Origin of the sequence: Paenibacillus sediminis (assembly GCF_017873765.1) — a bacterium.
Lineage (GTDB): Bacteria > Bacillota > Bacilli > Paenibacillales > Paenibacillaceae > Paenibacillus_AG > Paenibacillus_AG sediminis.
This window is the reverse complement of record NZ_JAGGKP010000018.1, coordinates 13,058-39,252: the sequence shown is the minus strand read 5'-3', so window position 1 is coordinate 39,252 and position 26,195 is coordinate 13,058. Positions and strand designations below refer to the sequence as shown.

Annotated in this window: 26 protein-coding genes, 1 other RNA gene and 1 riboswitch; of the genes, 7 read left to right on the top strand and 20 right to left on the bottom strand. The window is 43.4% G+C overall.

What is annotated here, in order from left to right:
* Nucleotides 1–264: 264 nt before the first annotated feature.
* The 13 genes from J2Z20_RS17420 to rpoE form a co-directional block, all read right to left on the bottom strand.
* Complete coding sequence (locus J2Z20_RS17420; RefSeq protein WP_209853263.1) at nucleotides 265–531, bottom strand: pro-sigmaK processing inhibitor BofA family protein; 267 nt, start codon at nucleotides 529–531, stop codon at nucleotides 265–267.
* Between the two features lie 14 nt (nucleotides 532–545).
* The gene (locus J2Z20_RS17415; RefSeq protein ID WP_209853261.1) at nucleotides 546–815 is read right to left on the bottom strand and encodes a DUF2508 domain-containing protein; all 270 of its coding nucleotides are present in this window, start codon (nucleotides 813–815) and stop codon (nucleotides 546–548) included.
* 127 nt (nucleotides 816–942) lie between these two features.
* Nucleotides 943–1,542, bottom strand: coding sequence for a recombination mediator RecR (gene recR, locus J2Z20_RS17410; protein ID WP_209853259.1), 600 nt, complete (start codon nucleotides 1,540–1,542; stop codon nucleotides 943–945).
* Between the two features lie 27 nt (nucleotides 1,543–1,569).
* Nucleotides 1,570–1,881 (bottom strand): YbaB/EbfC family nucleoid-associated protein, encoded by a 312-nt coding sequence (locus J2Z20_RS17405; protein WP_209853257.1) that lies wholly within the window; start codon nucleotides 1,879–1,881, stop codon nucleotides 1,570–1,572.
* Nucleotides 1,882–1,917: 36 nt separating this feature from the next.
* Nucleotides 1,918–3,651 (bottom strand): DNA polymerase III subunit gamma/tau, encoded by a 1,734-nt coding sequence (gene dnaX, locus J2Z20_RS17400; RefSeq protein ID WP_209853254.1) that lies wholly within the window; start codon nucleotides 3,649–3,651, stop codon nucleotides 1,918–1,920.
* 364 nt (nucleotides 3,652–4,015) lie between these two features.
* Nucleotides 4,016–4,284, bottom strand: an RNA gene (gene ffs / locus J2Z20_RS17395) — signal recognition particle sRNA large type.
* 122 nt (nucleotides 4,285–4,406) lie between these two features.
* Nucleotides 4,407–4,604 (bottom strand): 50S ribosomal protein L31, encoded by a 198-nt coding sequence (rpmE, locus tag J2Z20_RS17390; protein ID WP_209853251.1) that lies wholly within the window; start codon nucleotides 4,602–4,604, stop codon nucleotides 4,407–4,409.
* A 177-nt stretch (nucleotides 4,605–4,781) separates the two neighbouring features.
* Complete coding sequence (gene rho / locus J2Z20_RS17385; protein WP_209853249.1) at nucleotides 4,782–6,113, bottom strand: transcription termination factor Rho; 1,332 nt, start codon at nucleotides 6,111–6,113, stop codon at nucleotides 4,782–4,784.
* 177 nt (nucleotides 6,114–6,290) lie between these two features.
* Nucleotides 6,291–7,544 (bottom strand): UDP-N-acetylglucosamine 1-carboxyvinyltransferase, encoded by a 1,254-nt coding sequence (locus J2Z20_RS17380; protein ID WP_209853246.1) that lies wholly within the window; start codon nucleotides 7,542–7,544, stop codon nucleotides 6,291–6,293.
* 131 nt (nucleotides 7,545–7,675) lie between these two features.
* Nucleotides 7,676–8,530, bottom strand: coding sequence for a class II fructose-1,6-bisphosphate aldolase (fba, locus tag J2Z20_RS17375; RefSeq protein ID WP_209853244.1), 855 nt, complete (start codon nucleotides 8,528–8,530; stop codon nucleotides 7,676–7,678).
* 282 nt (nucleotides 8,531–8,812) lie between these two features.
* The gene (locus tag J2Z20_RS17370; protein ID WP_342454331.1) at nucleotides 8,813–9,199 is read right to left on the bottom strand and encodes a response regulator; all 387 of its coding nucleotides are present in this window, start codon (nucleotides 9,197–9,199) and stop codon (nucleotides 8,813–8,815) included.
* A 191-nt stretch (nucleotides 9,200–9,390) separates the two neighbouring features.
* Complete coding sequence (locus tag J2Z20_RS17365) at nucleotides 9,391–10,992, bottom strand: CTP synthase (RefSeq protein WP_209853241.1); 1,602 nt, start codon at nucleotides 10,990–10,992, stop codon at nucleotides 9,391–9,393.
* 353 nt (nucleotides 10,993–11,345) lie between these two features.
* A complete protein-coding gene (gene rpoE / locus J2Z20_RS17360; RefSeq protein ID WP_209853240.1) occupies nucleotides 11,346–11,906 on the bottom strand; it encodes a DNA-directed RNA polymerase subunit delta in 561 nt (186 codons plus the stop codon).
* Nucleotides 11,907–12,303: 397 nt separating this feature from the next.
* Here rpoE and J2Z20_RS17355 point away from each other — a divergent pair, with 397 nt between their 5' ends.
* A complete protein-coding gene (locus tag J2Z20_RS17355; protein ID WP_342454330.1) occupies nucleotides 12,304–13,503 on the top strand; it encodes a S8 family peptidase in 1,200 nt (399 codons plus the stop codon).
* A gap of 21 nt (nucleotides 13,504–13,524) precedes the next feature.
* On the opposite strand, the gene argS is transcribed toward J2Z20_RS17355, so the two are convergent.
* The 4 genes from argS to speE form a co-directional block, all read right to left on the bottom strand.
* Nucleotides 13,525–15,204, bottom strand: coding sequence for an arginine--tRNA ligase (argS, locus tag J2Z20_RS17350; protein WP_209853238.1), 1,680 nt, complete (start codon nucleotides 15,202–15,204; stop codon nucleotides 13,525–13,527).
* The gene (locus J2Z20_RS17345; RefSeq protein ID WP_209853237.1) at nucleotides 15,201–15,641 is read right to left on the bottom strand and encodes a YwiB family protein; all 441 of its coding nucleotides are present in this window, start codon (nucleotides 15,639–15,641) and stop codon (nucleotides 15,201–15,203) included. Before J2Z20_RS17345 ends, argS begins: the two co-directional genes overlap by 4 nt.
* Before the next feature lie 144 nt (nucleotides 15,642–15,785).
* The gene (gene speB, locus J2Z20_RS17340) at nucleotides 15,786–16,655 is read right to left on the bottom strand and encodes an agmatinase (protein ID WP_209853236.1); all 870 of its coding nucleotides are present in this window, start codon (nucleotides 16,653–16,655) and stop codon (nucleotides 15,786–15,788) included.
* Between the two features lie 16 nt (nucleotides 16,656–16,671).
* Nucleotides 16,672–17,499 carry a polyamine aminopropyltransferase gene (gene speE / locus J2Z20_RS17335; protein WP_209853234.1) on the bottom strand — a complete coding sequence of 276 codons (828 nt, stop codon included), beginning with the start codon at nucleotides 17,497–17,499 and terminating at the stop codon, nucleotides 16,672–16,674.
* A 281-nt stretch (nucleotides 17,500–17,780) separates the two neighbouring features.
* Between speE and J2Z20_RS17330 the strand changes: the two genes are divergently transcribed.
* Nucleotides 17,781–19,829: a transglycosylase domain-containing protein gene (locus J2Z20_RS17330; RefSeq protein WP_209853232.1), complete on the top strand. Its 2,049-nt coding sequence runs from the start codon at nucleotides 17,781–17,783 to the stop codon at nucleotides 19,827–19,829.
* A gap of 65 nt (nucleotides 19,830–19,894) precedes the next feature.
* On the opposite strand, the gene J2Z20_RS17325 is transcribed toward J2Z20_RS17330, so the two are convergent.
* The gene (locus tag J2Z20_RS17325; RefSeq protein WP_209853230.1) at nucleotides 19,895–20,407 is read right to left on the bottom strand and encodes a YwhD family protein; all 513 of its coding nucleotides are present in this window, start codon (nucleotides 20,405–20,407) and stop codon (nucleotides 19,895–19,897) included.
* Nucleotides 20,408–20,520: 113 nt separating this feature from the next.
* Between J2Z20_RS17325 and J2Z20_RS17320 the strand changes: the two genes are divergently transcribed.
* From J2Z20_RS17320 to J2Z20_RS17300, 5 genes are all read left to right on the top strand, one after another.
* Nucleotides 20,521–22,530: a M1 family metallopeptidase gene (locus J2Z20_RS17320; protein ID WP_209853227.1), complete on the top strand. Its 2,010-nt coding sequence runs from the start codon at nucleotides 20,521–20,523 to the stop codon at nucleotides 22,528–22,530.
* Between the two features lie 15 nt (nucleotides 22,531–22,545).
* The gene (locus J2Z20_RS17315) at nucleotides 22,546–23,367 is read left to right on the top strand and encodes a hypothetical protein (RefSeq protein ID WP_209853226.1); all 822 of its coding nucleotides are present in this window, start codon (nucleotides 22,546–22,548) and stop codon (nucleotides 23,365–23,367) included.
* 236 nt (nucleotides 23,368–23,603) lie between these two features.
* Nucleotides 23,604–23,741: riboswitch (cyclic di-AMP (ydaO/yuaA leader) on the top strand.
* A 2-nt stretch (nucleotides 23,742–23,743) separates the two neighbouring features.
* Nucleotides 23,744–24,232: a C40 family peptidase gene (locus tag J2Z20_RS17310; RefSeq protein ID WP_209853224.1), complete on the top strand. Its 489-nt coding sequence runs from the start codon at nucleotides 23,744–23,746 to the stop codon at nucleotides 24,230–24,232.
* Nucleotides 24,233–24,404: 172 nt separating this feature from the next.
* A complete protein-coding gene (locus J2Z20_RS17305) occupies nucleotides 24,405–24,857 on the top strand; it encodes a GNAT family N-acetyltransferase (RefSeq protein WP_209853269.1) in 453 nt (150 codons plus the stop codon).
* A 142-nt stretch (nucleotides 24,858–24,999) separates the two neighbouring features.
* On the top strand, nucleotides 25,000–25,359 hold the full coding sequence (locus J2Z20_RS17300) for a c-type cytochrome (RefSeq protein ID WP_209853222.1): 360 nt from the start codon (nucleotides 25,000–25,002) through the stop codon (nucleotides 25,357–25,359).
* Nucleotides 25,360–25,460: 101 nt separating this feature from the next.
* Here J2Z20_RS17300 and J2Z20_RS17295 read toward each other — a convergent pair whose 3' ends face one another.
* Together J2Z20_RS17295 and J2Z20_RS17290 are read right to left on the bottom strand one after the other, a co-directional pair.
* Entirely contained in the window at nucleotides 25,461–25,760 is a 300-nt protein-coding gene (locus tag J2Z20_RS17295; RefSeq protein ID WP_209853220.1) for a 4a-hydroxytetrahydrobiopterin dehydratase, read from the bottom strand.
* A 108-nt stretch (nucleotides 25,761–25,868) separates the two neighbouring features.
* On the bottom strand, nucleotides 25,869–26,162 hold the full coding sequence (locus J2Z20_RS17290) for a hypothetical protein (protein WP_209853218.1): 294 nt from the start codon (nucleotides 26,160–26,162) through the stop codon (nucleotides 25,869–25,871).
* Nucleotides 26,163–26,195 lie beyond the last annotated feature (33 nt).

Here is a 26,195-nt window from a genome sequence, read left to right as displayed (position 1 = left end):
ACTGACGAGAACATTTCGTTCTCTATTTTTTGAATTTCACCGAAGTGAAATTCACTCACTCGTTGTTCAGTTTTCAAAGATCAAACTCACTTTTTCGTCTCACCCGCTTTTCAGCGGCGACTTTTATAATATATCATATCGTCCATCGTTTCGTCAAGCACTTTTTTCAACTTTTTTTATTTTCGAATCTCTTAAGTCGATTTGTGCTGAACACTTATCAGAGGGACGAGATATAATGTAACATAGTTTGCAGCTGCGCGTCAACTATCCAAATAATGCTAACTTGAGCCCTAATAACAATGCGACCCCAGGGACGCCCAGCACCATTGCCGTGCTTACGGTGATTGGATTGAGTGGTATGTACATATCTGTAACTAAGCCAGAGAAGTTGAGCACATATATTGCTAAGGCTGCTAGAACGATATGCGATCCGAATTGGGTAAACCATCTTAGACCAATACGTTTTCTAATAAGTATGTAGATTAAGAGCATAAACGAGACGACTAATATTCCTGTCATTACTAGTTTCATATATTCACCTCCATTTAAGCGTTATAGCTCTTAAGTACTTCGAGGGTGTTAAGACCTAATTTTTTAGCTTGTCTTAAACGAATGTCGTATATCCGTTCTGCAGCTTCCAGCATATAGATTGCGTAGTCAATTTCATCATTGCCAACAGCTTCTTGGAACATGTACTGAGCCCGTACCCACTCTGCATGCGCCCTGATTACTTCAATATATAGATCGCGCCTTTTCTCTTGCTCTTGATCCTGATTTATTAATGGTAAATGGATGTGCACTTCCCGCCGTGCCATGTGAAATTCCCCTCTCTTACTCGACATGTAATTTGTGAGTCACTACATACATATCGCGAGAAGGACAAACTTAGAACAAAAAAAGAAGCTCTGCAGACAGAGCTTCTTTCTCAACATATTGAGTCATCTAATTCAATTCACGCCGACCTTCTAATGCCTTAGACAGGGTCACTTCATCTGCATACTCCAGATCTCCGCCTACCGGCAGACCATGCGCTATACGCGTAACACGAATATCAAAAGGACGAACCAAACGAGAAATATACATCGCCGTTGCCTCTCCCTCAATATTCGGATTTGTTGCTAAAATAAGCTCCTTCACGCGCTCATCACTAAGCCGATTTAACAGCTCTTTAAGCCTTATATCATCCGGTCCTACACCCTCCATCGGGGAAATCGAACCTTGCAGCACATGATAGTAGCCGTCGAACTCCTTAGTTCGCTCCATGGCTACTAGATCTTTCGATTCTTGAACAACGCAAATAACTGACGCGTCACGAGTCTTGTCCTGACAAATTCGACATGGATCGGTATCTGTAATATTGCAGCAAATAGAACAATAATGCAGATTTCGTTTGACACTGACAAGAGCCTTTGCGAAATCAATAACATCGTCTTCTTTCATTCGAAGAACGTGGAAAGCAAGACGGGCAGCTGTTTTCGGCCCAATTCCCGGCAAATGTGTAAATGCATCGATCAACTTGGCGATCGGTTCAGGATAATACAATGTAAGTGTGCTCCTTCAAATTAGGAATTAAAACAAGCCCGGAATTTTGAGCCCGCCTGTAAATTTACCCATATCTTCATTAGCAAGTTCTTCGGCTTTAGTAAGCGCATCGTTTACAGCTGTCAACACGAGATCTTGCAGCATTTCCACATCGTCTGGATCAACAGCTTCTGGTTTGATGTTGATGGAGATTATTTTTTTATGACCATTTGCTTGAACAGTGACAACGCCGCCGCCAGAACTTCCTTCTACTGTTTTGTTGCCCAATTCCTCTTGAGCTTTCATCATTTGTTCCTGCATTTTTTTCACTTGTTTCATCATTTGATTCATATTATTCATGGTAACATCTCCTTTAATTTTGAATTTGAATTCATATTATTCTTTTATGACAACGAGATCTTCACCAAAAAGCTGGATCGCCTCATCTATCCAAGGTTGTTTATTTTTAGAGTCTTCATGTTCCAGTTCCAGTGTGAGCTCTTCAGCAGCAGCCTCCGCTTTTCCTTCAATAGAATCGTTCCAATCTTTGAGCATCATTGTTACTAACTGATACGGTTTCCCTAGCTGCTCTTCGAATACCCGCTCAATCACTTGCTTGTTAGCGGCTTTCTCTGTTGTTTCCCGGTGGATGTTATTTTTAAAGGCAACCAAGATGTTGTCTCCATTCACCGATACAGGTTCGCCGTCTACAAACCAAGCATGAATAGTCACTTTTACTTCTTTCACCCGCTGAAGAACTTTGCTCCAAGCTTTCTGGATCGATACAAATTCTTCACTGTCTTTGTGAGCGATATATTGATCTAGGTGAGATGGAATTTTAGATTTCGAAGACACACGCGGTGCGGCGCTTCGGCTTCCACTAGAACGAACTGAAGGAGATGTGTCCTTCGTTCCATTTACAGACACGCCTGATTGAAGCAGCTGCTCAAGCTTCTTCTCCAGCGCTGCAAGCTGCTGCTTCAGTTGCTTCACTTCAGAAGCTTCTGCGACTTTGGCCCCCGGCTGGCTAGCAGCCTCAGTACTCTGCGGAACGCTGCAAATCTTAAGAAGGGCCACTTCAAATAGAGCTTGCGGCTGCGCAGCGTATTTCATTTCTGTCTGGTAATGATTCAAAATATCAATAATCCGGAAAAGCTCATCGCGAGTAAACCCTTTAGCCATCTGTTCAAAATGGTCTGGGTTTAGCACGCGCTCCGTCAGCTTATCAGCATTCGGCACCATTTTAATCATGAGCAAGTCCCTGAAGTAATAGAGCAGATTCTCCATACATTTGTCTGCACTTTTGCCTTCCTCCATGAACCCCTCAATCATTTGAAGAACTTGACCAGCGTTGCCTTGCTTTAAGGCGCTGGCCAATTGTGCAAATTGCTCAGATGGGATACCACCCGTCATATTCACAACTTGCTCATATGAAATATGTCCGCCTGTAAAGGAGGAGATTTGATCTAAAATACTTAGTGCGTCGCGCATTCCGCCATCCGATAGACGTGCGATATATTGCAGCGCATCCTCATCCGCGGTTATCCCCTCTTGACTGCAGATCAAACTTAAACGCTCAGTCTGCTCCTCTAAGGAGACGCGGTGAAAATCAAAACGCTGACAACGCGAAACAATAGTCGCCGGCAAGCGATGTGGTTCTGTTGTAGCCAGTATAAACATCACATGCGGAGGAGGTTCTTCGAGCGTCTTCAGGAGTGCGTTGAATGCTTCCGTCGTCAACATGTGCACTTCGTCAATAATGTAGACTTTTTGTCTCACTTCGGTCGGTGCGTATTTTACCTTTTCCCTTAAATCACGGATTTCTTCCACTCCGCGATTAGACGCAGCGTCAATTTCCAGAACATCCATGACAGCTCCGGCAGTAATTCGTTTACAAGCCTCACATTCATTACAAGGCTCTGCAGCAGGGCCTCTCTCACAGTTAACCGCTTTAGCTAAAATCTTCGCGGCGCTCGTTTTACCGGTTCCCCGAGGTCCACTGAACAGATAGGCATGGGAAACCCGCTGTTCACGGATTGCATTCTGCAGCGTCTGAATAATATGCTGTTGTCCCACCATGTCTTGGAACGACTGTGGCCGCCAAGCACGGTAAAGCGCTATATGTTCCAATGTTGAGGTACCCCTCTTTCATATCCCGTTATGACAATCGTCGCTTTCTCATTATACTATAATCCATTACTAAGTAGAAATGAATTCATCGTTTAAACTTCATCCCGTATGTAAAACAAAAAATCTTTGCATCAGGATGCAAAGACTGTTTTGGTATCTACAAAAAATCTTTGCATCTAAATTCAAATGTTATTTCATCGTTATTACGAAATAACATTTAAATCAGGATGCAAAGATTTTTTCATCATTTTCACGAAATAACACTTGCATCGGGATGCAAAGATTTTTTCATCATTTTCACGAAATAACATTTGCATCAGGATGCAAAGATTATTCATCGTTACGTTGTTAAGTTATTATTAAACCGCGCACCTGTTATTGATTATTGCGATCCGAGCGGCACCTTAGCACAGCAACTCGGGATAGGCCACCCTTCGGCACAAAAGTAGGCCTGCTTATGGCTGCTTCCTTCCGGACCTGACCAGGTTCACAGGTACTCATTGCGAAGGACCCATCCGTCAACATCGTGTGACAAAGACCAAACCTCACATCGACAACACCGCTAACAGGAATTCAACCTCGCTACAGCGGATTGCGAGTTACAGGGCACCGCTACCTCCCCATCTAGCGCGGCGTAGTTAAGTATAGCGCATGACTATTTAAAATGCAACCTAACGTAAAAAGTTACCGAGAGCTCTATATCTTGACACAAAAAAAGCACCTGCTCTTGTTTAAGAGCAGGTGCTTTACGGTTATTACATACCGTATTTTTTCTTAAATCTATCAACGCGACCGCCAGCATCCACAAATTTTTGTTTACCTGTGAAGAATGGATGGCAGTTAGAGCAAATTTCTACGCGGAGATCTGGTTTAACCGAACCCGTTTCGAACGTATTGCCGCAAGCGCAAGTAACTGTTGTAATATGATATTTCGGTTGAATTGCTTCTTTCATGACATTCACCTCTTTCCGCCCTGAGCCTCATGCGGACCCAGAGTAATATGACACATAAGAGTAGTATAACACGTCTTACAAACTGCTGCAATTAAAATCTGCGAAGGTAAAGCGCTGCAACTTTCTTCCTTACCACCCTTAAGATAACAGCTAATATTCTACTCTAAAATACATATATTATGTCAATGGCATCGAAGCTGCTGACGTCCGTGTTGTTCGGCGTGTTGTCTGTTGAGCGGATGATTTGGTGCTTGAGCCATTTGTTCCCGAAGCATCAAATGACGCTAGAAATTCTTCATTTGTTTTGGATTCACGAAGCTTTTTCAGGAATCCTTCAACAAATTCAGGCCCTTCATTCATATTTTTGCGAATGGACCAAATGATATCAAGCTCTTCTTTCGTAAGCAATACTTCTTCACGGCGCGTCCCGGAACGACGAATATCAATAGCAGGAAAAATACGGCGTTCAGCGAGCTTACGATCCAAATGAAGCTCCATATTGCCAGTTCCTTTAAACTCTTCATATATAATATCATCCATACGAGAGCCCGTATCCACCAATGCCGTTGCCAAAATAGTCAAGCTTCCGCCTTCTTCAATATTTCGAGCAGAACCGAAAAACCGTTTTGGACGATGGAATGCCGCTGGATCAATACCTCCGCTAAGCGTTCTTCCTGAGGCAGGTACAACAAGGTTATACGCTCTCGCTAAACGAGTAATACTATCCATTAATATAACGACGTCTTTCTTATGTTCTACTAGCCGCAAAGCCCGCTCAAGCACCAATTCCGTCACCTTAATATGGTTCTCAGGAAGCTCGTCGAATGTGGAAGCCACAACTTCCCCTTTGACAGACCGCTGCATATCAGTTACTTCTTCCGGACGTTCATCAATCAGCAATACAAACAACTCAATTTCTGGATAGTTAGTAGAGATGCTGTTGGCGATTTCTTTAAGGAGAAGTGTCTTACCTGCTTTAGGAGGTGCCACAATCAGTCCGCGCTGTCCCAATCCTACTGGAGCAAGTAGGTCCATAATTCGAGTTGATAAATGATTAGGAGATGTTTCGAGCGTGAGCTTCTTTTGTGGATATAGAGGAGTTAACGCTGGAAAATGCAATCGTTCTGCCGCATGATCTGGATTTTCACCATTGACGGCGTTCACTTGAAGCAATCCAAAATACCGTTCATTTTCCTTAGGCGCCCTGCATTTTCCTGATACGAGGTCTCCGTTTCGCAAATCAAACTTTCTTATTTGTGATGCAGAAATATAAATGTCCTCTGGGCTTGGAAGGTAATTAATCGGTCTCAGAAACCCGTAGCCTTCTGGCAGTATTTCAAGCACACCCTCCATAAACATGAGGCCGCTCTGTTCCGCCTGCGCGCGTAGAATAGCAAAAATCAATTCCTTCTTCTTCATCTGACCGTAGTACGGAATCTGATGCTTCTTCGCAAGTTTGTACAAATCGGTCAGCTTCATTTCTTCCAAATCGGATATTTGAAGATCCATGTAACAACCACCTATTCAATTTTATAAGTCCTTATTATCCTATGATGTAAATCTATGAATTTATTCTATGTCAGTATTACTAATATAGCATTACCTGATTTGAGAGGAGATATTCGCAAACGATCCTTTATCACGCAAAAAATATTTACGAATTCTCCTCCTGTAATGCTCACTTCATTACTCCGTTTGCCGCCATACATCTGCACCAAGACTGCGCAGTTTCGTCACCAGATGATCGTATCCCCGGTCTATAAATTCAACGCCAGAAACTTCGGTGATTCCCTCTTCGACAGTCAAGCCTGCAATGACTAATGCAGCACCAGCACGCAAATCGGTCGCTTTCACTTTAGCGGCATTGAGTTTACTGCCTTCAATAATGGCAGAGCGGCCTTCCACTCGTATTTTCGCACCCATACGTACAAGTTCAGGCACATGTTTGAACCGATTGCTATATACAAAATCACTTAGAACGCTTACCCCTTCCGCTTGGGTAAGGAGGCTGGTCATCGGTGACTGTAAGTCAGTTGGAAAACCGGGGTACACAAGAGCCTTCACATCGACATGGTGATACGGTCCACCGCCAATCACTCGAATGGATTCGTCCAACTCTTCAATTTTAACGCCCATTTCAATCAATTTAGCGGTAAGTGCCTCCAAATGTTTGGGTATGACATTGTCAATTAATACATTACCGCCTGTTGCTGCTGCAGCAATCATATAAGTACCCGCCTGAATTCGGTCAGGTATAATCGAATGCCGACATCCATGAAGCTCTTTGACACCTTCGATACGAATCGTTTCAGTGCCAGCGCCTTTAATAATCGCTCCCATGGAGTTGAGAAGTGTTGCTACATCTATGATTTCAGGCTCTTTCGCCGCATTTTCAATAATTGTGGAGCCTTTGGCCCGAGCAGCCGCCAGCATAATGTTAATCGTTGCACCTACACTGCTTACATCTAAATAAACACGGGCTCCGCGCAGCTCTTTGGCATGCAAATGAATCGCACCGTGTTCATTCGATACGGTAGCGCCAAGCGCTTCAAACCCTTTAATATGTTGATCAATTGGACGCGGTTCAAAATTACATCCGCCAGGAAGTCCAATGATCGCTTCCCCAAATCTGCCGAGGAGAGCCCCCATCATATAATATGATGCACGAAGCTTCTTCACAGGACCGTTAGGCATCGGAATCGATTTAATGTGCGAAGGATTAATTTTAATTTGATTGTCTTCCCATGTCACGGTCGCACCAAGGTCTTCTAATATTTCAATATACACCGCTACATCACTAAGCTGCGGCAAATTATCTAAGACAACTTCAGATTCCGCTAATATAGCAGCGGGAAGAAGTGCAATCGCACTATTCTTGGCACCGCTGATTTGGACAGTACCATGCAGCGGACGTCCTCCGCTTATCATTAATTTTTCCATAAAATCAAGGTCCTCCTAAATCATTCGCAAGCCGTGAAAAGTTCTAATATACAGAAATGGGAAAACACCGGCGAGCGGTGTTTTTCCCGAAAACCTATCATTTCCCACCCTAACTATTATACAAGGTGGATTTATATACGATTATTACTGCCGAACAGTCTAATCTTTTCAGTAACCACTTGCTCCATTGCACTGCGTGCAGGTGTCAAGTATTTACGAGGATCATACACTTTAGAATCTTTATTAAGTACTTCACGGATCGCAGCTGTAGCAGCCACTTGATTTTCCGTATTCACATTAATTTTCGCAGCACCTGCTGCAATAGCTTTTCTTATCATTTCGTCAGGAACGCCAGATCCACCATGAAGAACGATTGCTGCAGGGATTTGACTTGCTACAGCCTCAATAATGTCAAAGTGGATGTTAGGATCACCCGCATACATGCCGTGAGCGGTTCCTACCGCGATAGCCAAAGCGTCAACGCCAGTCTCTTCATAGAAACGAATAGCTTCATGTGGTTTTGCCAAGTTTGCCTCTGCTGCATCTACGCTAATATCATCTTCTACCCCGCCAATAGTTCCAAGTTCACCTTCAACGGAGACGCCCATTGCATGAGCTGCTTTCACGATTTCTTTCGTCAATTTAATATTTTCTTCAAAAGAATGATGAGAGCCGTCAAACATAACGGAAGAAAATCCTGCACGAATACATTTCATGGCAATATCAAAATTACTGCCGTGGTCTAGATGAAGCGCAATAGGAAGACCGGATTTTTTAGCAGCTGCTTCTGCAATGGCTACGGTGTACTCAATGCCCATATATTTAAGCGCGCCTTCGCTAACGCCGAAAATAAATGGGGATCTCTCCGCAATTGCTGCGTTTGTAATAGCTTGTGCAAATTCGAGGTTGTTCATGTTAAATTGGCCTACGGCGTATTTGCCGGCTTTGGCCTGTGGCAATAACTCATTCATGGAAACTAATGGCATGGGTTTGACTCCTCCTATAAATTAGGTTGTCTATAGTTTTCCTGACTGACATGTAGCCTCTTGATATTATATCATACTACCAAATAAATACTAAACAAGCATTTGTGAAATAGATATGCATCATTATACAGACCGAGCCCTAATAGATTTACATTCAATTTCTTGAAAACTAAAAAGAAAAGCTCCCTAAAGGAGCTTTAAACCTATTGCCAATCCATTTATACAAATTTCCATGATGAGAATTCTATATTTGTATGGAGTGCATATAAAAAGTAAGTGTATTTAATGACTTGCCTTCGGCACTTCATTTCTAAGCTGTATATTAACGGCAACTCGCATTTCATCGATATCAAACGGCTTCGTAAAATGCATAAGAGCTCCCAGTTCTGTTGCTTCTTTAATCATATCCAGTTCACCATAAGCAGTCATCATGATGACTTTAATATTCGGATTCATCGCTTTGATGTGCTTTAAAATTTCAAGCCCGTCCATCCCAGGTATTTTCATATCTAAAAGCACCAAATCAGGAGATTCGTTCTTCACGATCTCAAGAGCGATCTTTCCATTAGCCGCTTGAAATGTGTTGTACCCTTCGCTATTGAACACTTCCATTAACAAGATGCGAATCCCATTCTGATCGTCAACAATTAACACTTTCTTTCGTTCCACCGAATTATCCCCCCAAGAATCTACCATACATCACGACAGGCACAATCACTCATGGATATCTGCTATTAACTGCCTTTATGTGATTATTCGCTTCTTACTGGGAAAATCCTTCAAATAGTAAAAAAAGGAACAAAAAAGTTAATTTCGAACAAAATGTTCACTTGAACAAAAACAGCTTTCCTTCGCTTTTATTAAGCGTTAACAGTTAATGCCGCTTTTACAAATTCACGGAACAACGGTTGTGGACGATTTGGACGGGAAGTGAATTCTGGATGGAATTGCACAGATAAGAACCAAGGATGTTCTGGCAATTCTACGATTTCTACAAGACGTCCGTCTGGTGATGTACCAGAAATTTTAAGACCCGCTTTTTCGATCATTTCACGGTACTCATTATTAAATTCATACCGATGTCTATGTCTTTCATATACAAGCTCTTCACCGTAGCAGCTTTCTGCTAATGACCCCGGCTGCAGTTTGCATGGATACAATCCTAGACGCATCGTGCCGCCTAAATCTTCAATATCTTTTTGTTCCGGCAACAAGTCAATCACTGGATATTCCGTAGCTGGGTTGATTTCAGAGCTGTTCGCATCTTTAAGACCCAGTACAGAACGAGCATATTCAATGACAGACACTTGCATGCCAAGGCAAATACCGAAGAACGGAATTTTGTTCTCGCGTGCATAACGGATAGCGGAGACTTTCCCTTCAATACCGCGATCGCCGAAGCCGCCTGGTACGAGGATACCACCTACGCCTTTAAGCACTTCACCGACGTTCTCATCCGTTACTTCTTCAGCATTTACCCAGCGGATTTTCACATCAGCATCGGCTGCAAATCCAGCATGGGATAACGATTCAACCACGCTCAAATAAGCATCATGCAGAGCGACATATTTACCTACAATCGCAATTTCAACCGTGTGTTTCAATCTATTGATGCGATCAACAAGTGCTTCCCACTCGGTCATATTCGGTGCTGGTGTAGTCAATTTCAAATGATTCACTACAATTTCATCTAATCCTTCATCTCTGAGGTTAAGCGGTACTTCGTACAATGTTGATGCATCACGGCATTCTACAACAGCACTTGGATCAATGTCGCAGAACAGAGCGATTTTCGCTTTCATGTCCTCGGAAAGTTCATGTTCTGTGCGGCATACAATTACATTCGGTTGAATACCAATGCTGCGAAGTTCTTTAACACTGTGCTGCGTAGGTTTTGTTTTCACTTCACCAGCAGCTTTAATGTAAGGAATGAGCGTTACGTGAATGTACATTACATTTTCACGGCCAACCTCACTCTTAATTTGGCGAATCGCCTCAAGGAACGGCAAGCTCTCAATATCACCAACTGTGCCGCCGATCTCCGTAATGACAATATCAGATCCCGCTTCGCGTCCAGCGCGGAATACACGTTCTTTAATTTCATTCGTAATGTGCGGTATAACTTGAACCGTACCTCCGAGATATTCCCCGCGGCGTTCTTTACTAATAACGGAAGAATACACTTTACCCGTTGTCACGTTGCTGTTCTTCGACAAGTTGATGTCAATAAAGCGTTCGTAGTGTCCCAAGTCCAGATCTGTTTCCGCTCCGTCATCCGTTACAAAAACTTCCCCGTGCTGATATGGACTCATCGTCCCTGGGTCAATATTAATGTAAGGATCGAATTTCTGGATTGTCACCTTTAACCCTCTGTTCTTAAGCAACCTGCCAAGTGACGCGGCTGTAATCCCTTTGCCAAGAGAAGACACCACTCCGCCCGTCACAAAAATATACTTTGTCACTGTAATAACCCTCCTATAAATCCAGACATTCAGGCGACATATGATGTAGCGTAACCCATTTCGATAAGATTCATAGCTAAAATGGATGTAAAAAAACAAAAAAGTGACTCCCGTAAGTCACGGGGCACTTTTTATTAAAATTCATTATTATTAAGGTCGAATCATAAGCCCATGCAATAGTTTACTCTGTATCTTATCCTCATGTCAAGGAAAAGAAGGAGGGTATCCTCTGCCATATTAACACTCCCCAAGTATAGATAATATTTCTATATGTTTACAATATCTGAACCTTCCTACAAGACAGAGTGCAAACAAAAAGGATGCCGAATAAACAGCATCCTTTTTTTCAAGTATTAAATATCTTCTTCGTCATCTGCAGAGTCAAAGTCTTCATCTAGATCATCTTCTGAATCGTCATTCAGAACTTCTTCGTCATCCAGAGCCTCATCGTCCAGCAAGACATCATCTTCGACATCTGTATCGTCTTCATCCGGATATAATTCATCTTGGTCATCTTCGATCACATCGAAGTCTTCATCATCAGATACGTATGCATCCTCTTCATCCGTGAAATCATCGTCATCCAAATCATCATCGTCATCGTTAATGATGCGCGGATGTTTGGAAGTTGATAGAGCATCCTCAGATTTATCAACTGGATACCAACGTTTTAATCCCCACAAGTTCGTACCAACACAAGCAAACCGGCCATCGATATTAATTTCCGTATATAACTGGGCAATAACATCATTGATTTGCTCATCGGACAAACCGCGAAGCTTAGCAACTTCATTCATCAAGTCACGGTAGTAGTAAGGTGTATTTGCTGCCTTCAAAACCATAAAGGCCAAGTCCACCATAGGAATTTCTTGGACTTTCTCCGGATCAATTTTCAAATTGAGTGGGGTACTCACTAACGCACACTTCCTCTCACGCAATGTTCACAGTAATTGCATTTTACTAACATATCCATTATCACACCTTAGTAAAACCTATTTAGAGGTAAAATGCAAGTTCTAATATCTTCAACCTGTTAGCAGGAACAGATATTTTCATTTTGGCTCATAAAAGAAAGGCGACGGCACGCACCCTCGCCTTTTGACTGTATCCACCTCAGTGAAAATCTGTATAAAGACAAGACTTTTACTGGGGTAAAGCCTTTTCAGGCTCTCTACCATACTATGTCCTGTGCAGTTCTTTGACACGTTCATGAAGGCCTATTTCCCAAAAAAAGGGCATGTTTCTCATTCAGGAAGTTTCCCGATTTCATACAATACTGCAACATGGTTCATTAAGAGGGGGATGCCCAGCGTGGACTATTCCAATTTCCTGCAATTGCTGCATAATGAGATCGAGAGTCCAATCAATAAAAGGCGCCAACGTATCATTACTTTCGTTCATCCTAGACAATACGCCGAGTGTTTGTACTACCTACGCAAATTAAAACCATCCCTTTCAAAACTGCAACACGTGCAATCGTCCAATCTAATACAAGCGCTTATCTGTCCCCTATCCTCAGATGGGATCATAGATCAAATTATGGATCAATTCAGAGATACCCTCATCATTGAGGAAGATGTACAAATGAGAGTGCATGACGTCCAGTCTCCGAAATACGAAATCCCGCAGAGCATCCCTTGGGGTGTAAAGCAAATTCGCGCTCCTCAAACGTGGTCAACATCCACAGGATACCAAGTGAAAATCGGAGTTATTGATACAGGAGTAGATTTTAATCATCCTGACTTACGGAATTCCTTGGCACGGGGTATTAACCTAATCAATCGCACGATGCTTCCATACGACGATAATGGACACGGCACGCATATCTCTGGCACGATTGCAGCAGCCAATAGTACGCAAGGAATGATTGGCATTGCGCCAAGGGCAACCATCTATCCTGTCAAAGCTTTTGATTATAATGGTTCAGCCTTTGTTTCAGACATTATTCTCGGCATTGAATGGTGTGTTCGAAATCAAGTCAATATTATTAATATGAGCTTTGGTATGAAAACGCGCAGCAGAGCGCTTCTTGATGTCGTCAAAAAAGCCTATCATGCAGGCATTGTCATCGTCGCTTCCTCCGGGAACGACCGTAAAAAATATAGCATCGACTACCCCGCCAGGTATCCACAAACGATATCCGTAGGTGCTACAGACAAATATCGGCGTATTGCATCGTTCAGTAACCGCGGACCATTTGTTGATATATATGCCCCAGGGGACAAAATTATCTCATGCTGGAATCATAGTAAATACAACGAAATGAGCGGGACTTCCATGGCAACATCCCATGTAAGCGGAGCAATTGCACTGCTTCTGGCCCAGCGTCCTGGACTTACCCCTGCCGAAATTAAAAATTTGCTGCTTCGCTCCGCATCGTCGCTAAAATCCAAAAATGACTGGCGTAGAGTAAGCGAAGGCAAAGCCGGTGAAGTCAATGCTCTTCGCCTTATGCGTGATGGGCTCAAAAAATATGCCAACTCCAAAAAAACCGCCCCTTCATTTGAATGAGAAGGGACGGTTTTTATTCCATTACATTTTTTCAGGAGCAGTAACGCCAACGAGGCGGAGTACATTGGCAATTGTGGTACGAACGGCACCGAGCAAAGCGAGACGCGCTTGTGTCTGATCCGAATCCTCTGTAATGACACGTTCTGCTTTATAGTAGCTGTGGAACAGCGAAGCGAGCTCATATACATAACGGATAACGCGATGCGGCGCAAAGTTCTCTGCTGCAACTCTGATTTCTTCCGGTAATTCACCCATTTTACGAAGCAAATCAAACTCATGTTCTGCAGTCAATTTGCTGAAATCAATTTGATCCAGCGGCAAGAGCTTAATGCCTTGTTCTTCGACTTGGCGGTAAATGCTGCAAATACGCGCATGCGCATACTGTACGTAATAAACAGGATTTTCGTTGGACGTAGAAATCGCGAGATCCATATCGAAATCAAGATGGGAATCCATACTGCGCATCGTGAAGAAATAACGAATTGCATCTACACCCACTTCATCCATCAGATCTTCCATCGTTACGGCTTTACCTGTACGTTTGGACATTTTCACTTTTTCGCCGTTTTGGAACAAGCTAACCATTTGTGCAATTAGAACGGTTAACTTCTCGGGATCATAGCCAAGCGCCTCCATCGCCGCTTTCATGCGCGGAATGTAGCCATGGTGGTCTGCTCCCCAGATATTAATCATTCGGTCATAGCCGCGGCTGTATTTGTCGCGGTGGTAAGCGATATCTGGGGTTAGATACGTGTATGTTCCGTCATTTTTTATGAGCACCCGATCTTTATCGTCGCCATAAGCGGTTGTACGAAGCCAAGTTGCTCCGTCCTGCTCATATACTTGTCCTTTAGCTCTAAGTTCATTAAGTGCAGCTTCAACTAAATTGTTTTCATAGAGCGATGTTTCGCTGTACCAAATATCGAAGGATACCCGAAAACGCTCCAAGTCACGTTTAATTTTGCTTAATTCTTTTTCCAGACCATATTTGCGGAAAAATGCGGTCCGTTCGCCAGGACTTAAAGACAATAATCGGTCGCCTTCCTTGGCAACGAGTTCTTTGGCAAATTCTTTGATGTCCTCGCCGTAATAACCGTCCTCAGGCATTTCAGCTTCTTGTCCAAGCTCCTGCATGTAACGTACTTCAATCGATTTGCACAGGTTGACAATTTGGTTACCCGCATCGTTAATGTAATATTCACGCGTTACATCATAACCGGCAAAATCAAGCACGTTGCAAAGCGCATCGCCTACGGCAGCGCCGCGGGCATGTCCTAGATGCAGACTTCCTGTTGGATTGGCACTTACGAACTCGACTTCAACGCTCTTTCCTTTACCAAGCTCAATGCGGCCATAGTTTTCGCCTTTTTCTTGTACTTCACGAATCACTGGGTACAAATAACTCTTATCAAGCTTAAAGTTAATGAATCCTGGACCCGCGATTTCTGCTTTTAGAATAGAAGCCTTCGCAAGATCAAGATGATTCACGATTTCTTCGGCAATTTGTCTAGGATTTCTCTTCGCAATACGAGTAAGCTGCATCGCAGCGTTCGTCGCCAGATCGCCGTGTTCTTTGTCTTTAGGTACTTCGAGTACAATGGCAGGAATATCTTCACGGGCTACAATGCCTGCCGCTGCAATCGCTTCTACAATCGCTTCCTTCACCGATTCGTTAATTTGCTCTAATGGACTTTGACTCATGATTTCGGTTCCTCCTGTATTAATATGCTAATCGCAAAACGTCCTGTTAACTCATCTAGCACGTACATATCATATTCCCAATTGACTTGTCCCACATGGCCATTCATCTCTACTTCGAGTTTGCGCGTATGTGCAGACATCTGAAACTGTGTATAAGGAGAGCGGTAAAATCCTGGCAGTCTGCGATCAAGTTCGAAAGACTGTTCAGACTGTACCGCGCCATGTCGCATAATTTTGAGCTGCTGTGTTCCGATCTTCACAGTCGTACGCGTTACCGGCCTATCTGTCTTATCGCCCTCTGGGTTTATGTCAGATTCCTCATAACGAATATATACGCTGTTTCCTTTAATAAAAGCTTCGCCTGTCAGCTCTTGCGTCACTTCTTCCCCGTCTTGACGGCTGATTAGCCGAATCTTCACTTGGTTTGGTTGCGGCATTGCTTCACTAGCTCCATTCTTGCTTCCCTTACTTTCCTATTGTATTACTATATCCAGTTCAAGGTCGTAATTCAAATAAAAAAATGAAAAACCTTAGACGGATATTGACCGAACTAAGGCTTTTCATTCATTGTAAAGGCTAAATTATTTAACAAAACCGAGCAGCATTTCACGAATAATCTTCGAAGCTACAATTTGGGTCTGTTCCGTCGGATCATAGATTGGAGCCACTTCTACCAAGTCACAGCCAACGACATTCGCATCAGAACGAGCGATGAGGTGCACTGCCTCAAGCAATTCCTTAGATGTGATACCTCCCGCTTCCGCTGTTCCGGTTCCCGGTGCTGCGGATGGATCAAGAACATCGATATCAATCGTTACATATACAGGTCTGCCTCCGATTTGCGGAAGAGCTTCTTTGAGCGGAGCAGCCACTTCAAATGGATAGAAGTTAATGTTCTCGCGTCCATACTTGAACTCTTCTTGCGAACCGGAGCGAATACCGAATTGATAAATGTTTTTGCCGCCCATAAGCTCAGCCGCTTTGCGCACTGGTGTAGAGTGAGAAAGCGGTTCGCCTTCATATTGCTCACGCAAATCCGCGTGCGCATCGATATGAATGAGCACGAGATCCGGATATTTCGCATACATTTCTTGAATGATCGGCCAAGTGACTAAATGCTCTCCACCAAGACCAATTGGGAATTTACCATCAGCCAGAAGACCGCGAATATATTCACGAATAATATCAAGGCTGCGCGCAGCATTCCCGAACGGAAGCAGCAAATCACCGGCGTCAAAATAGGTCATATCAAGAATATTTTTATCCAGGTATGGACTGTATTCCTCAAGCCCTACAGACGCTTGCCGAATTCTCGCAGGACCAAAGCGTGATCCCGGACGATAGCTGACTGTAAAGTCCATTGGCATGCCGTAGATGACTGCTTTCGAATTCTCGTAATCATCAGAGCTGCAAATAAATACATTACCTGAGTAAGCTTGATCAAGCTTCATCTGTATTCAAAGCCTCCTATTTCGTTAAATCTTCCACGAATTTCGGCAGCACGAAAGCAGCTTTGTGCAGACGTGGCGTGTAATATTTCGTATCGATTTCAGGAATTTTCGTTTCATCTACTTCCAGCGGGTCGTATTTTTTACTGCCCATCGTAAATGTCCACAGACCACTTGGGTATGTAGGAATATTAGCTCCGTATACGCGGACAATCGGGAAGATTTCCTTCACATCTTTATTCACTTTGCGAATCAGATCAGCTTTGAACCACGGATTATCCGTTTGTGCAACAAAGATTCCGTCATCTTTGAGCGCTTCATAAAGCCCTTGATAAAATCCGCGTTCAAATAGAGGTGCTGCAGGTCCTACAGGTTCAGTAGAGTCAACCATGATGACATCATACTCATTTTTATGTTCTAAAATGTGCATGTAACCATCGTTCACCAATACTTCAACACGAGGGTTGTCCAATTCGCCGGCAATTTCAGGCAAATATTGTTTAGAATATTCAATGACTTTACCATCAATTTCAACAAGTACAGCTTTCTCTACTTCCGGGTGTTTGATGACTTCGCGAATAACACCGCCGTCTCCACCGCCTACAACAAGTACGCGCTTAGGATTCGGATGGGTGAACAGCGCCGGATGAGCGACCATTTCATGATAAACGAACTCGTCCTTAATCGTAGTCATCACCATGCCGTCCAGCACGAGCATGCGACCGAATTCCTCGGTATCAATCATCGCTAAATCTTGAAATTCTGTCTTCTCATTGACAAACGTCTCCCGAATTTTTGCTGTAATCCCAAAAACGGGTGTTTGTTTCTCCGTAAACCACAATTCCATCGTACAAACCTTCTTTCCGGTAGAATGAGTGTTTAGCCATCATACGAAAATCGAAAACTTATGTTAAAGCATTATCTTATTTAAAGTCAGTTTACAAAAGTTCCACTTCCAATATTGTACCAAACAAATTGTATTATATTAAATCAAGGTGAAAATGCAACCACTTCCCGTACCATTTGCCTTGTAAACGAAAATTTTAGAGTTTTGTGTGGCGTGCTTGTGAATATATGCTCCAATCCTTCCCATAATGAGAAGAAAAGGGATGGAAGGGAGCTGGCAAAGTGAAGGCTGCACCTAACTCGAATCATAAACAAAAGAAAGGCTTGAAAAGGACATTTAGAGCTATAACGACAGCCGCTCTCTTGCTGGTTATTGCTGCCCTAATCGTACTTGTATATTTGTATCAAAAAGATTTGCCGATCGCTGACTCTGACCGCAACTCTAGACTTCTAGACAGCCAAGGAGGCGTTATTGGTACATTTTCCAGCAGCGGGCGTAACGACGAACCGGTAACCCTGGGTGAAATATCGCCCGACCTCATTAACGCAACGCTCGCTGTTGAGGACCGGAATTTCTATAACCATGTTGGCTTTGATCTAAAAGGGTTAGGACGCGCTGTCCTTGTCAATTTGGAGCATATGAACACAGTCCAAGGGGCAAGCACCATCACCCAGCAATTAGCGCGCAATCTATATTTATCTCATGAAAAAACATGGTCACGTAAAGCAAAGGAAGCCATGTACACGATCCAGCTTGAGATGAAGTACAGCAAACAGGACATTCTTCAAATGTACTTAAACGAAATTTATTATGGCCATGGTGCTTATGGAGTTGAGGCTGCATCACAGCTCTATTTTGGCAAACACGCCAAAGATTTAACGTTAGCGGAAAGCGCAATGCTAGCCGGTGTTCCAAAGGGACCCACTTATTATTCCCCATATAACCATATGAAGAATGCAAAGGATCGGCAAAAAATAGTGCTGTCCGCTATGGTACAGACCGGTGCTATAACGCAAGCACAAGCAAATGCCGCCTATAACGAAATTTTAGCTTTTCAGCCTTTGGATAACCGGATGGTCGTCGATAAGGCACCTTACTTCCGAGACTACGTTCGAAGTGTCGTCATTAACGACCTTGGCTTTGATCAATCACTGCTTGATCACGGCGGACTTAACATTTATACAACCCTCGACGCTCAGGCTCAGGAGGCTGCTGATCAAGCTGTTGCTGCGCAAATGGATAGTAAATCCGAACTCGAAGTTGCACTCGTCTCCATCGACCCGCGCAATGGGTATATCAAAGCGCTCGTAGGCGGCAAAAATTATCGCACCAATCAGTACAATCATGTGTTTGCGACAACACGGCAACCTGGATCATCGTTTAAGCCTATCATGTACCTAACGGCGCTTTCCTCGAAGAAAATGACAAGCGCTTCCCGCTTCAATAGTCAGCCGACACTGTTTCATTACGACAACAATCGTAAAACATATCAACCTAGCAATTTTGGCGACAAATATTTAGGTGAAATTGATATGCGGCAGGCGATTGCAGCATCGGATAACATCTATGCGGTCAATACGGTCATGAACATTGGTGTCGATCAAGTAATCGATATGTCTCGGAAGTTAGGGATTGACAGTCCGCTGGAAGCCGTTCCGTCCTTAGCGCTGGGCACTTCACCCGTCAGCCCTTTTGAAATGGCAGCCGCTTTCTCTGTCATCAGCAATGAAGGCAAACGAGTTAAGCCTGTAGCTGTTCTGAAAATTACAGACGCGACAGGAAATGTCTTGTATGAAGCACCGCCCGCCCAAAGTGAGCAAGTCGTTGACCCTGCGTCAGCGTATGTACTGACACAGCTTATGGAAAGTGTGTTTGAAGGCGGCGGCACAGGCAACCGCGTCGCATCCATGATTAAGCGGCCCGTTGCAGGGAAGACAGGAACGACAAATACAGATGGATGGCTTGTTGGGTTCACGCCAGAGCTATCTACAGCGGTATGGGTCGGCTATGACAAAGGGAAAACTGTTACAGCAACGGATACGCGTAAAGCCGCACCTATCTTTGCATCCTATACCGAACAAGCGCTTAAAAATGTACCGCCCAAAATATTTCCGATCCCAGACGGCGTCGTGAGCGTCTATATTGATCCGACTACGGGTAAACTGGCAACCGAAGATTGTCCGAACAAACGGCTTGAAGTATTTATTGAAGGAACACAGCCTACCGAATATTGTAGTAGCCATGGCGGAGAGCATCTTGAACCGACCCAGCATGAGCAGAGCAGCAAAAAATCATGGTGGCAGCAATTCAAACGTTGGTGGACTGAATAATATAATTAAAAAGACAACCGTTCTCTGTTTCTCATAGAGAGCGGTTGTCTTTGTCTATTTCTATATTACGATTCCAGTGCGTTCTTCAATTCATCAGAGGAGTGTTCCCACCATGTCTCGTTGTGGGAAATAAGCAAGTTCTTGAGTGCTTTCTTTTCTTCTGGTCCAAGATCATCAAGCATAATACGGCGTTTTACCGCATAATCGAGCTTATTCACATGATCCGCAAGTATTTTCCAGCCGCGCTTTGCCTCTTCATCAATTAGCATTTCACAAGCTGTTGCCCCGCCGTAAAATTGACCCTCTGCTGTGCGATCAACCGCAACCCATACAACCCATACTTGGCGGCCATTTGGCACATCTTCGCGATTGGTAGAAAATTTAATGCCCCGCTCCACTTTGCTCTTCGCATGCATCGCCCCAATATCAATTTTAGCTTCACCGCGGTCAATGATGACTGGGGATACGTTATTTAAATCAATGGATCCAGCGCCGAATCCTTTATGCTTGCTCTTCTCATTGCTGCTGACAATGTTCAGCGCAAGCTGCTTCTTGGCCGGTTTTTGTGTATTGTCCATATTTTCCTCCATTAAATAAAACGTTCTTTGAGATTAATTTTATTTTAGCTAATAATCGTCCAAATGCAAACATATACATGCTGTAGATGCTTGTCAACGGGAGGTATCCATTAATGACTCTAAAACGCAGTCATATTGTTATATTTACCGCTCTCGCCCTTGGTGTCCTCGTCGGTACACTGTGGCTCGCCGCAAGGTCATCGTCAGATTCACAGTCTGCTCTTGCACCAGAAAAGGGCAAGCCCTCGGCTGTGAAATCTACAGCAAACAAAATAACGATGAACAAAATTCCACAGACCGAAAGTGTACAGCAGCCCCAAGCGCAAATTTTAAGCAAACGTGTGGCAGAATATCATATCGACGTCCAGCTAGATCCTGAGGATAACGAGCTTGAAGCGGTCCAAACGATCACATGGACACACCCGGGCAAAAAGACGGTCAACGAGCTCTATTTTCACCTCTATACGAACGCTTTCTCTTCGGTGGATACCACCTTTATGAAAGAATCGGGCGGAAAGCTTCGGAATGACTCGATGCCCCAAGATGGATTCGGATCTATCGAATTAACTGAGCTTAAGACAACAGACGGAATCTCCCTCATGCACCGCATTCAATATGTACAACCAGACGACGGCAATGCCAAAGATAAAACGCTCATCAAAGTACGGCTGCCCGCTCCAGTAAAAGGCGGCGAGAGTATTACGCTGCGCATGAAGTTTAAAGTTCATTTGCCTAAAGTATTTGCACGTATGGGTACGGCGGGATCATTCGTCATGGCTGGACAATGGTTTCCTAAAATATGTGTGTATGAGCCGGCAGGTCAACGAGGACGGACCACAGAGGGCTGGGATTTGCACCAATACCACGGAAATTCAGAGTTCTATTCTGATTTTGGAATCTACAGCGTGCGGATTAGTGTTCCTGAGGGCTATACCGTCGCAGCTACAGGCTTCCCAACCAGGTCATCCATAACTTCACAAGGGAAAAAGATTTATCAATTTTACGCCGATGATGTTCATGACTTTGCATGGGCTGCGTCCCCCAACTTTATTTATGCAGAAGAGCCCTTCTCTTCACCTGAAGTTCCGGGAGTGCGCATTAAGCTGTATTTAGACCCCGCTCACAAAGACTTAAAGGAACGTTATTTTGAAGCAGCCAAAGCCGCACTCACCAATTTTAGCAAATGGTATGGATCTTATCCTTACTCCACATTATCTATTGTTGTCCCCCCTAAGGATGGCAACGGAGCAGGCGGGATGGAATATCCAACTTTGATTACGGCTTTTGGAGCTGCCAGTGATTCGCCAGGTTATGAGCTAGAACGAACGGTCATCCACGAAATCGGCCATCAATACTTCTATGGAATGATTGCTAACAACGAATTCGAAGAAGCATGGCTTGACGAGGCATTTACCTCTTATGCTGAAGATAAGCTAATGGAGCAAGAATACGGTCTTATTCCTAATCTTGTCGTTCAAGCAGGAAACATCACCGCTCCTGAGAAGCTTACACAGGAAGCGTGGAAATTTGGGTCACACAAAAAATATGCTTTAAATGTGTACATTCGCGGAAAATTAGTGCTGCTTGGCATCGAGAAGCAAGTCGGAACAAAAACAATGAACAAAATTATGTCCATGTACAGTAAAAAGTACCGTTTTCGTCATCCAACAACTCGTGATTTTCAGCGTGTCGTCGAACAGGTCACAGGGAAATCGTGGCAAGACTATTTTAATCAGTATGTTTACAGCAATAAAATGGCTGATTTCTCCGTGGATGGTATTACAGTAAACGAAACAAAACAGGATAATCAAACGATCTACGAGTCGGTTGTTCACATCAGCAGTCAAGGAGGCAGCTACTCCAAAATTCCTATCATTTTCAACTTCGAAGATGGTCATACGGTTCGCCAAGTATGGAATGGAGATGGCGGTCAGATCGAGTATAAGCTTCGCGCGACATCCCCTGTCACTTGGGCTATGATCGACCCGATGTACACAGTCGTTCTAGAGAACAATCATATGAACAACTACTTTAAAGAGAAACTGGACAACAAGTCATTAATGAGGTGGAATCTGAGCGTTACCAAGCTGATTGAATCATTGCTTGGAACGCTGTCATGGTGAGGTGACGATGGGCCGATGTCATACATTCGTTTAGGCTGGAAAAGTATCAAAGAACAATTTTATGTCGTCATCATTCTATTTTTGTACCAGCTGTTATGGGGATTTTTCCTATATAAGCTTATTAATTCAGTAGTCGTACGCTTTCTGCAAAGATATCCGGATCCCGCTCCTAACGAAATCAGTCAGACTTTATTTCTAATGGAAGGGCAATTAAGAATACTAAGCAGCAGTTCCTTTCGACTATATCTATGGATGCTTATAGGAATGCTGCTGCTCCGAATGATAGTAACTCCCCTCATTCGAGCAGGAATTTATAACGGACTGATCCAGGCGCGAGATGAGGAAAAGGGACTTCCATTCTTCACGGGCATGAAGAAGTTATGGAAGCCGGTAATACTCTTTTATTGGCTTGAAATCATTCTGCTATGTACACCTGCTTATTGGATAATACCTAAACTTAAACCTATATTGCTTGGCAGTATTCATAACGCACCTATGCTGCTCCACACCCTTCCTTATATTGCGGGATGGTTCATCTATGGTTATCTGCTCCATCAAATCATTCTGTACATGCAGTTTGGACTCATCAGCCGCTCTGGGCCATTCCGTTCTGTACTTGTCTATGTTCGTTACATTTTTCCAAGCATCGGAATCTCTCTAGTCATAGGAGGTTACACCCTTTTCATTTTTGGGTTGTTTACCGCAGTATCATGGATATGGGCAGGGTTTCTTGCACTCCTGTTACAGCAGGCATATCATTTTTTCCGGAGCTTATTCGACGTATGGCAAATTACATCCCAGTACCAACTGTGGTATAACAGATCGCACAAAAACTGAAATGGTAACATATTTAAACTGCTGCAGCGTATTTATGCGAGCTATCACCTACTTTAAAAGCCTCACGCTTTCATTTTTTGAAGGCGTAGGCTTATTTTTATTTTAATAATGACATGTAATTATTGCCAAACTGTTATACCTCTGTTAAAATAAACGCAATGAGTAACAACTTTGTAATATTTTTTGTAACTTTTGCAGGAGTTTGAGATTTCATCTCGAATACTAATTAAAGTGAAAAAAAATCGTTGCCGAATTCCCATCGCATGGGAAGCGGGGGATCCATTTGTGGGTGAATTGATCTCGTAACAGAGGGATCATAGGGGACCTTCTACCGAATCCTTAAGCTAACCTCGTAGGCATTGGAAGGGGTACAACTGTGAATAAGAAACTGGCAGCAGCGGCAATCAGTGTCGCAATTATGTTTACTATCGGAACTGGGAGCGCTTTCGCAGATTCCAAATTAGATGAAGTTGTGGATGGAGCTATAGGAACCCCTTATAAATCTGGAGGAACCACTACAAATGGTTTTGACTGCTCTGGATTTACGATGTATGTTTACGGTAAACTGGGTATAAAGCTTCCACATCAATCTGGAGCTCAATACAAAATGGGTACAGCCGTATCCAAAGATGATTTGAGATCCGGAGATCTTGTGTTCTTTAATACAAGCGGCAGAGGCATTTCGCATGTAGGCGTCTACGTTGGTGACGGCAAATTTGCTCACGCTTCCTCCAAAGGAATTCGTATTAGCTCACTAAGCGAAGATTATTACGAGAAGCGTTATGTTGGCGCAAAACGTGTTATGAGCACAGATACGTATGAATCGGTAGCTGTCGATTCAGAAGATAACGACAACGTCGAGTAAGGCATTTATTTATCATTTTTATTCCAAGACCGCAGAGATTCGGGTGAAGAATCATCTCTGCGGTCTTTCTATGTATAAAACGTTGCAGCGATTGAAATCGTTTCGTATATAATCATATTTTAAGGAGGGAGTTGCTGTGAAAGATCCGGTGAAGGAGTGTTACGTCGTTCCAATGGAAGAAGATCATGCATCTGCGGTCTGTTCGTGGCAATATGAAGACCCTTATAACATTTATGGATGGCTCCCTTGGGAGCAGATGGTCCTTTTATCCGTTGAATTTGGCGATCCAGAGCTGCGCGCGCAGCAGTATGCTTCTGTTGTGGATCAGAATGGAGATTTAATCGGTTTTGCACAATTTTTCCCCATTGAAGGGGTCACTAGATTAGGAGTCGGCTTGCGTCCTGAATTATGCGGCCAAGGTCTAGGGCAAATTTTTATGGAAGCCATCGTTCGTGAAGCGTTAAGAAGAGCCCCTGAACGTATCGTTGATCTTGAGGTATTAACTTGGAATACACGGGCTATTCGTGCTTATGAGAAAGCAGGTTTTGTCATTGCTGATACATATGAAAAAAGAACCCCAGAAGGCATGAAACAATTTCACTGCATGGTATACCATCGAAAATAGTTCATTATTCAACGCATAAATTTGAATTTTTTTTGAACAAATCGATGCGGGCTTCATGTCTTTTTTTGCCATAAGTGCTATGACGAGTGAGCATGTTCAGGTTATAATGAGGAAGTAGCATACATAGGAGGGACGATTAAAAATGCAAAAATGGATCATGAGCGGCGTATTCGTTGTTGCCTGCGCATTAGCAATTGTATTAATGTTTACGTTACCTGGCAAAGAACAAGTGGCGGAAGAACAAAAACCTACCATGCCTGCGGTCGAGCTTGATGCAACTGCTGCTGAAGCAACTGTGAAAGCAAACTGCATTAGCTGCCACGGTGACCAGCTTCAAGGTTCAGTAGGACCTAATCTGCAAAAAATTGGCTCCGAGCTTACTGTGGACGACATCTACAAAACGATCACCAAAGGTAAAGGCGGCATGATGCCTTCTTTCAAAGACAAACTTAAAGATACAGAAATTGCGAACGTTGCGAAATGGCTTTCCGAGAAAAAATAATGTAATGGGCAAAGTAAAACACGCCTTAACTTGAGTGGAATCATCCACCCTGAAGGCGTGTTTTTAGTTTCCCATATTTATATAGCTTTATTTAAATAGTACTACTCTCCAGATCTCATCTTCTCAAAGGCCTCGTTATATTGATGAGCCTCCTTAATATCTACCGCTGTAATGCCGCCTTCTTCCTGTGATGTGAGCCGAAGAGTTACCGTCTTATAGTCAATCGTTATGAATGGATAGTGCTTGAACGCTTCTGAAATCGCCGCAACCTCATCGACGAAAGCGATTCCTTTCATGAAGCTGGAAAAGGTGTACTTGCGGACGATCCATCGTCCCTCCTGCAACTGCCAACCTTCACATTTTTTCAATTGCGTTTCTACTTCTTCTTGTGTAAAAGGCATACTTCATCTTCCTCCTCTGTTCCTACTATTCATACCGAAACATTTGGCAGGTTATCAACGATCGCTTTTTTCTCATTGTATTCCTTGTGGAATCAATTCATGCAAACCTCAAATGAGCGGTACTACGTTTAACTCATCGTCACCAATCAAAAAATGTATGCGGTGCTGCTCTTTATCATGGATTACAATCCCGCTCCCTACAACGATGGTAGACTCTGAACCGAGCGCATAAAATAAATCTTCTGCAAGCGCCTCATTCATTTCTAACTGTTCTGCTCGAGACAAGCAATGCCACTCATCCTCTTCCATCTCCAAAAACAAATAGCTGTCGTGGATTTGTGCTACTGCAGCGGTTAAATCGTGCAAAATATGTTCATATTCTCGTCCATGTTTTAATCCCATGGCGTTCACTCCTATCTTTATGCCCTTCTACAT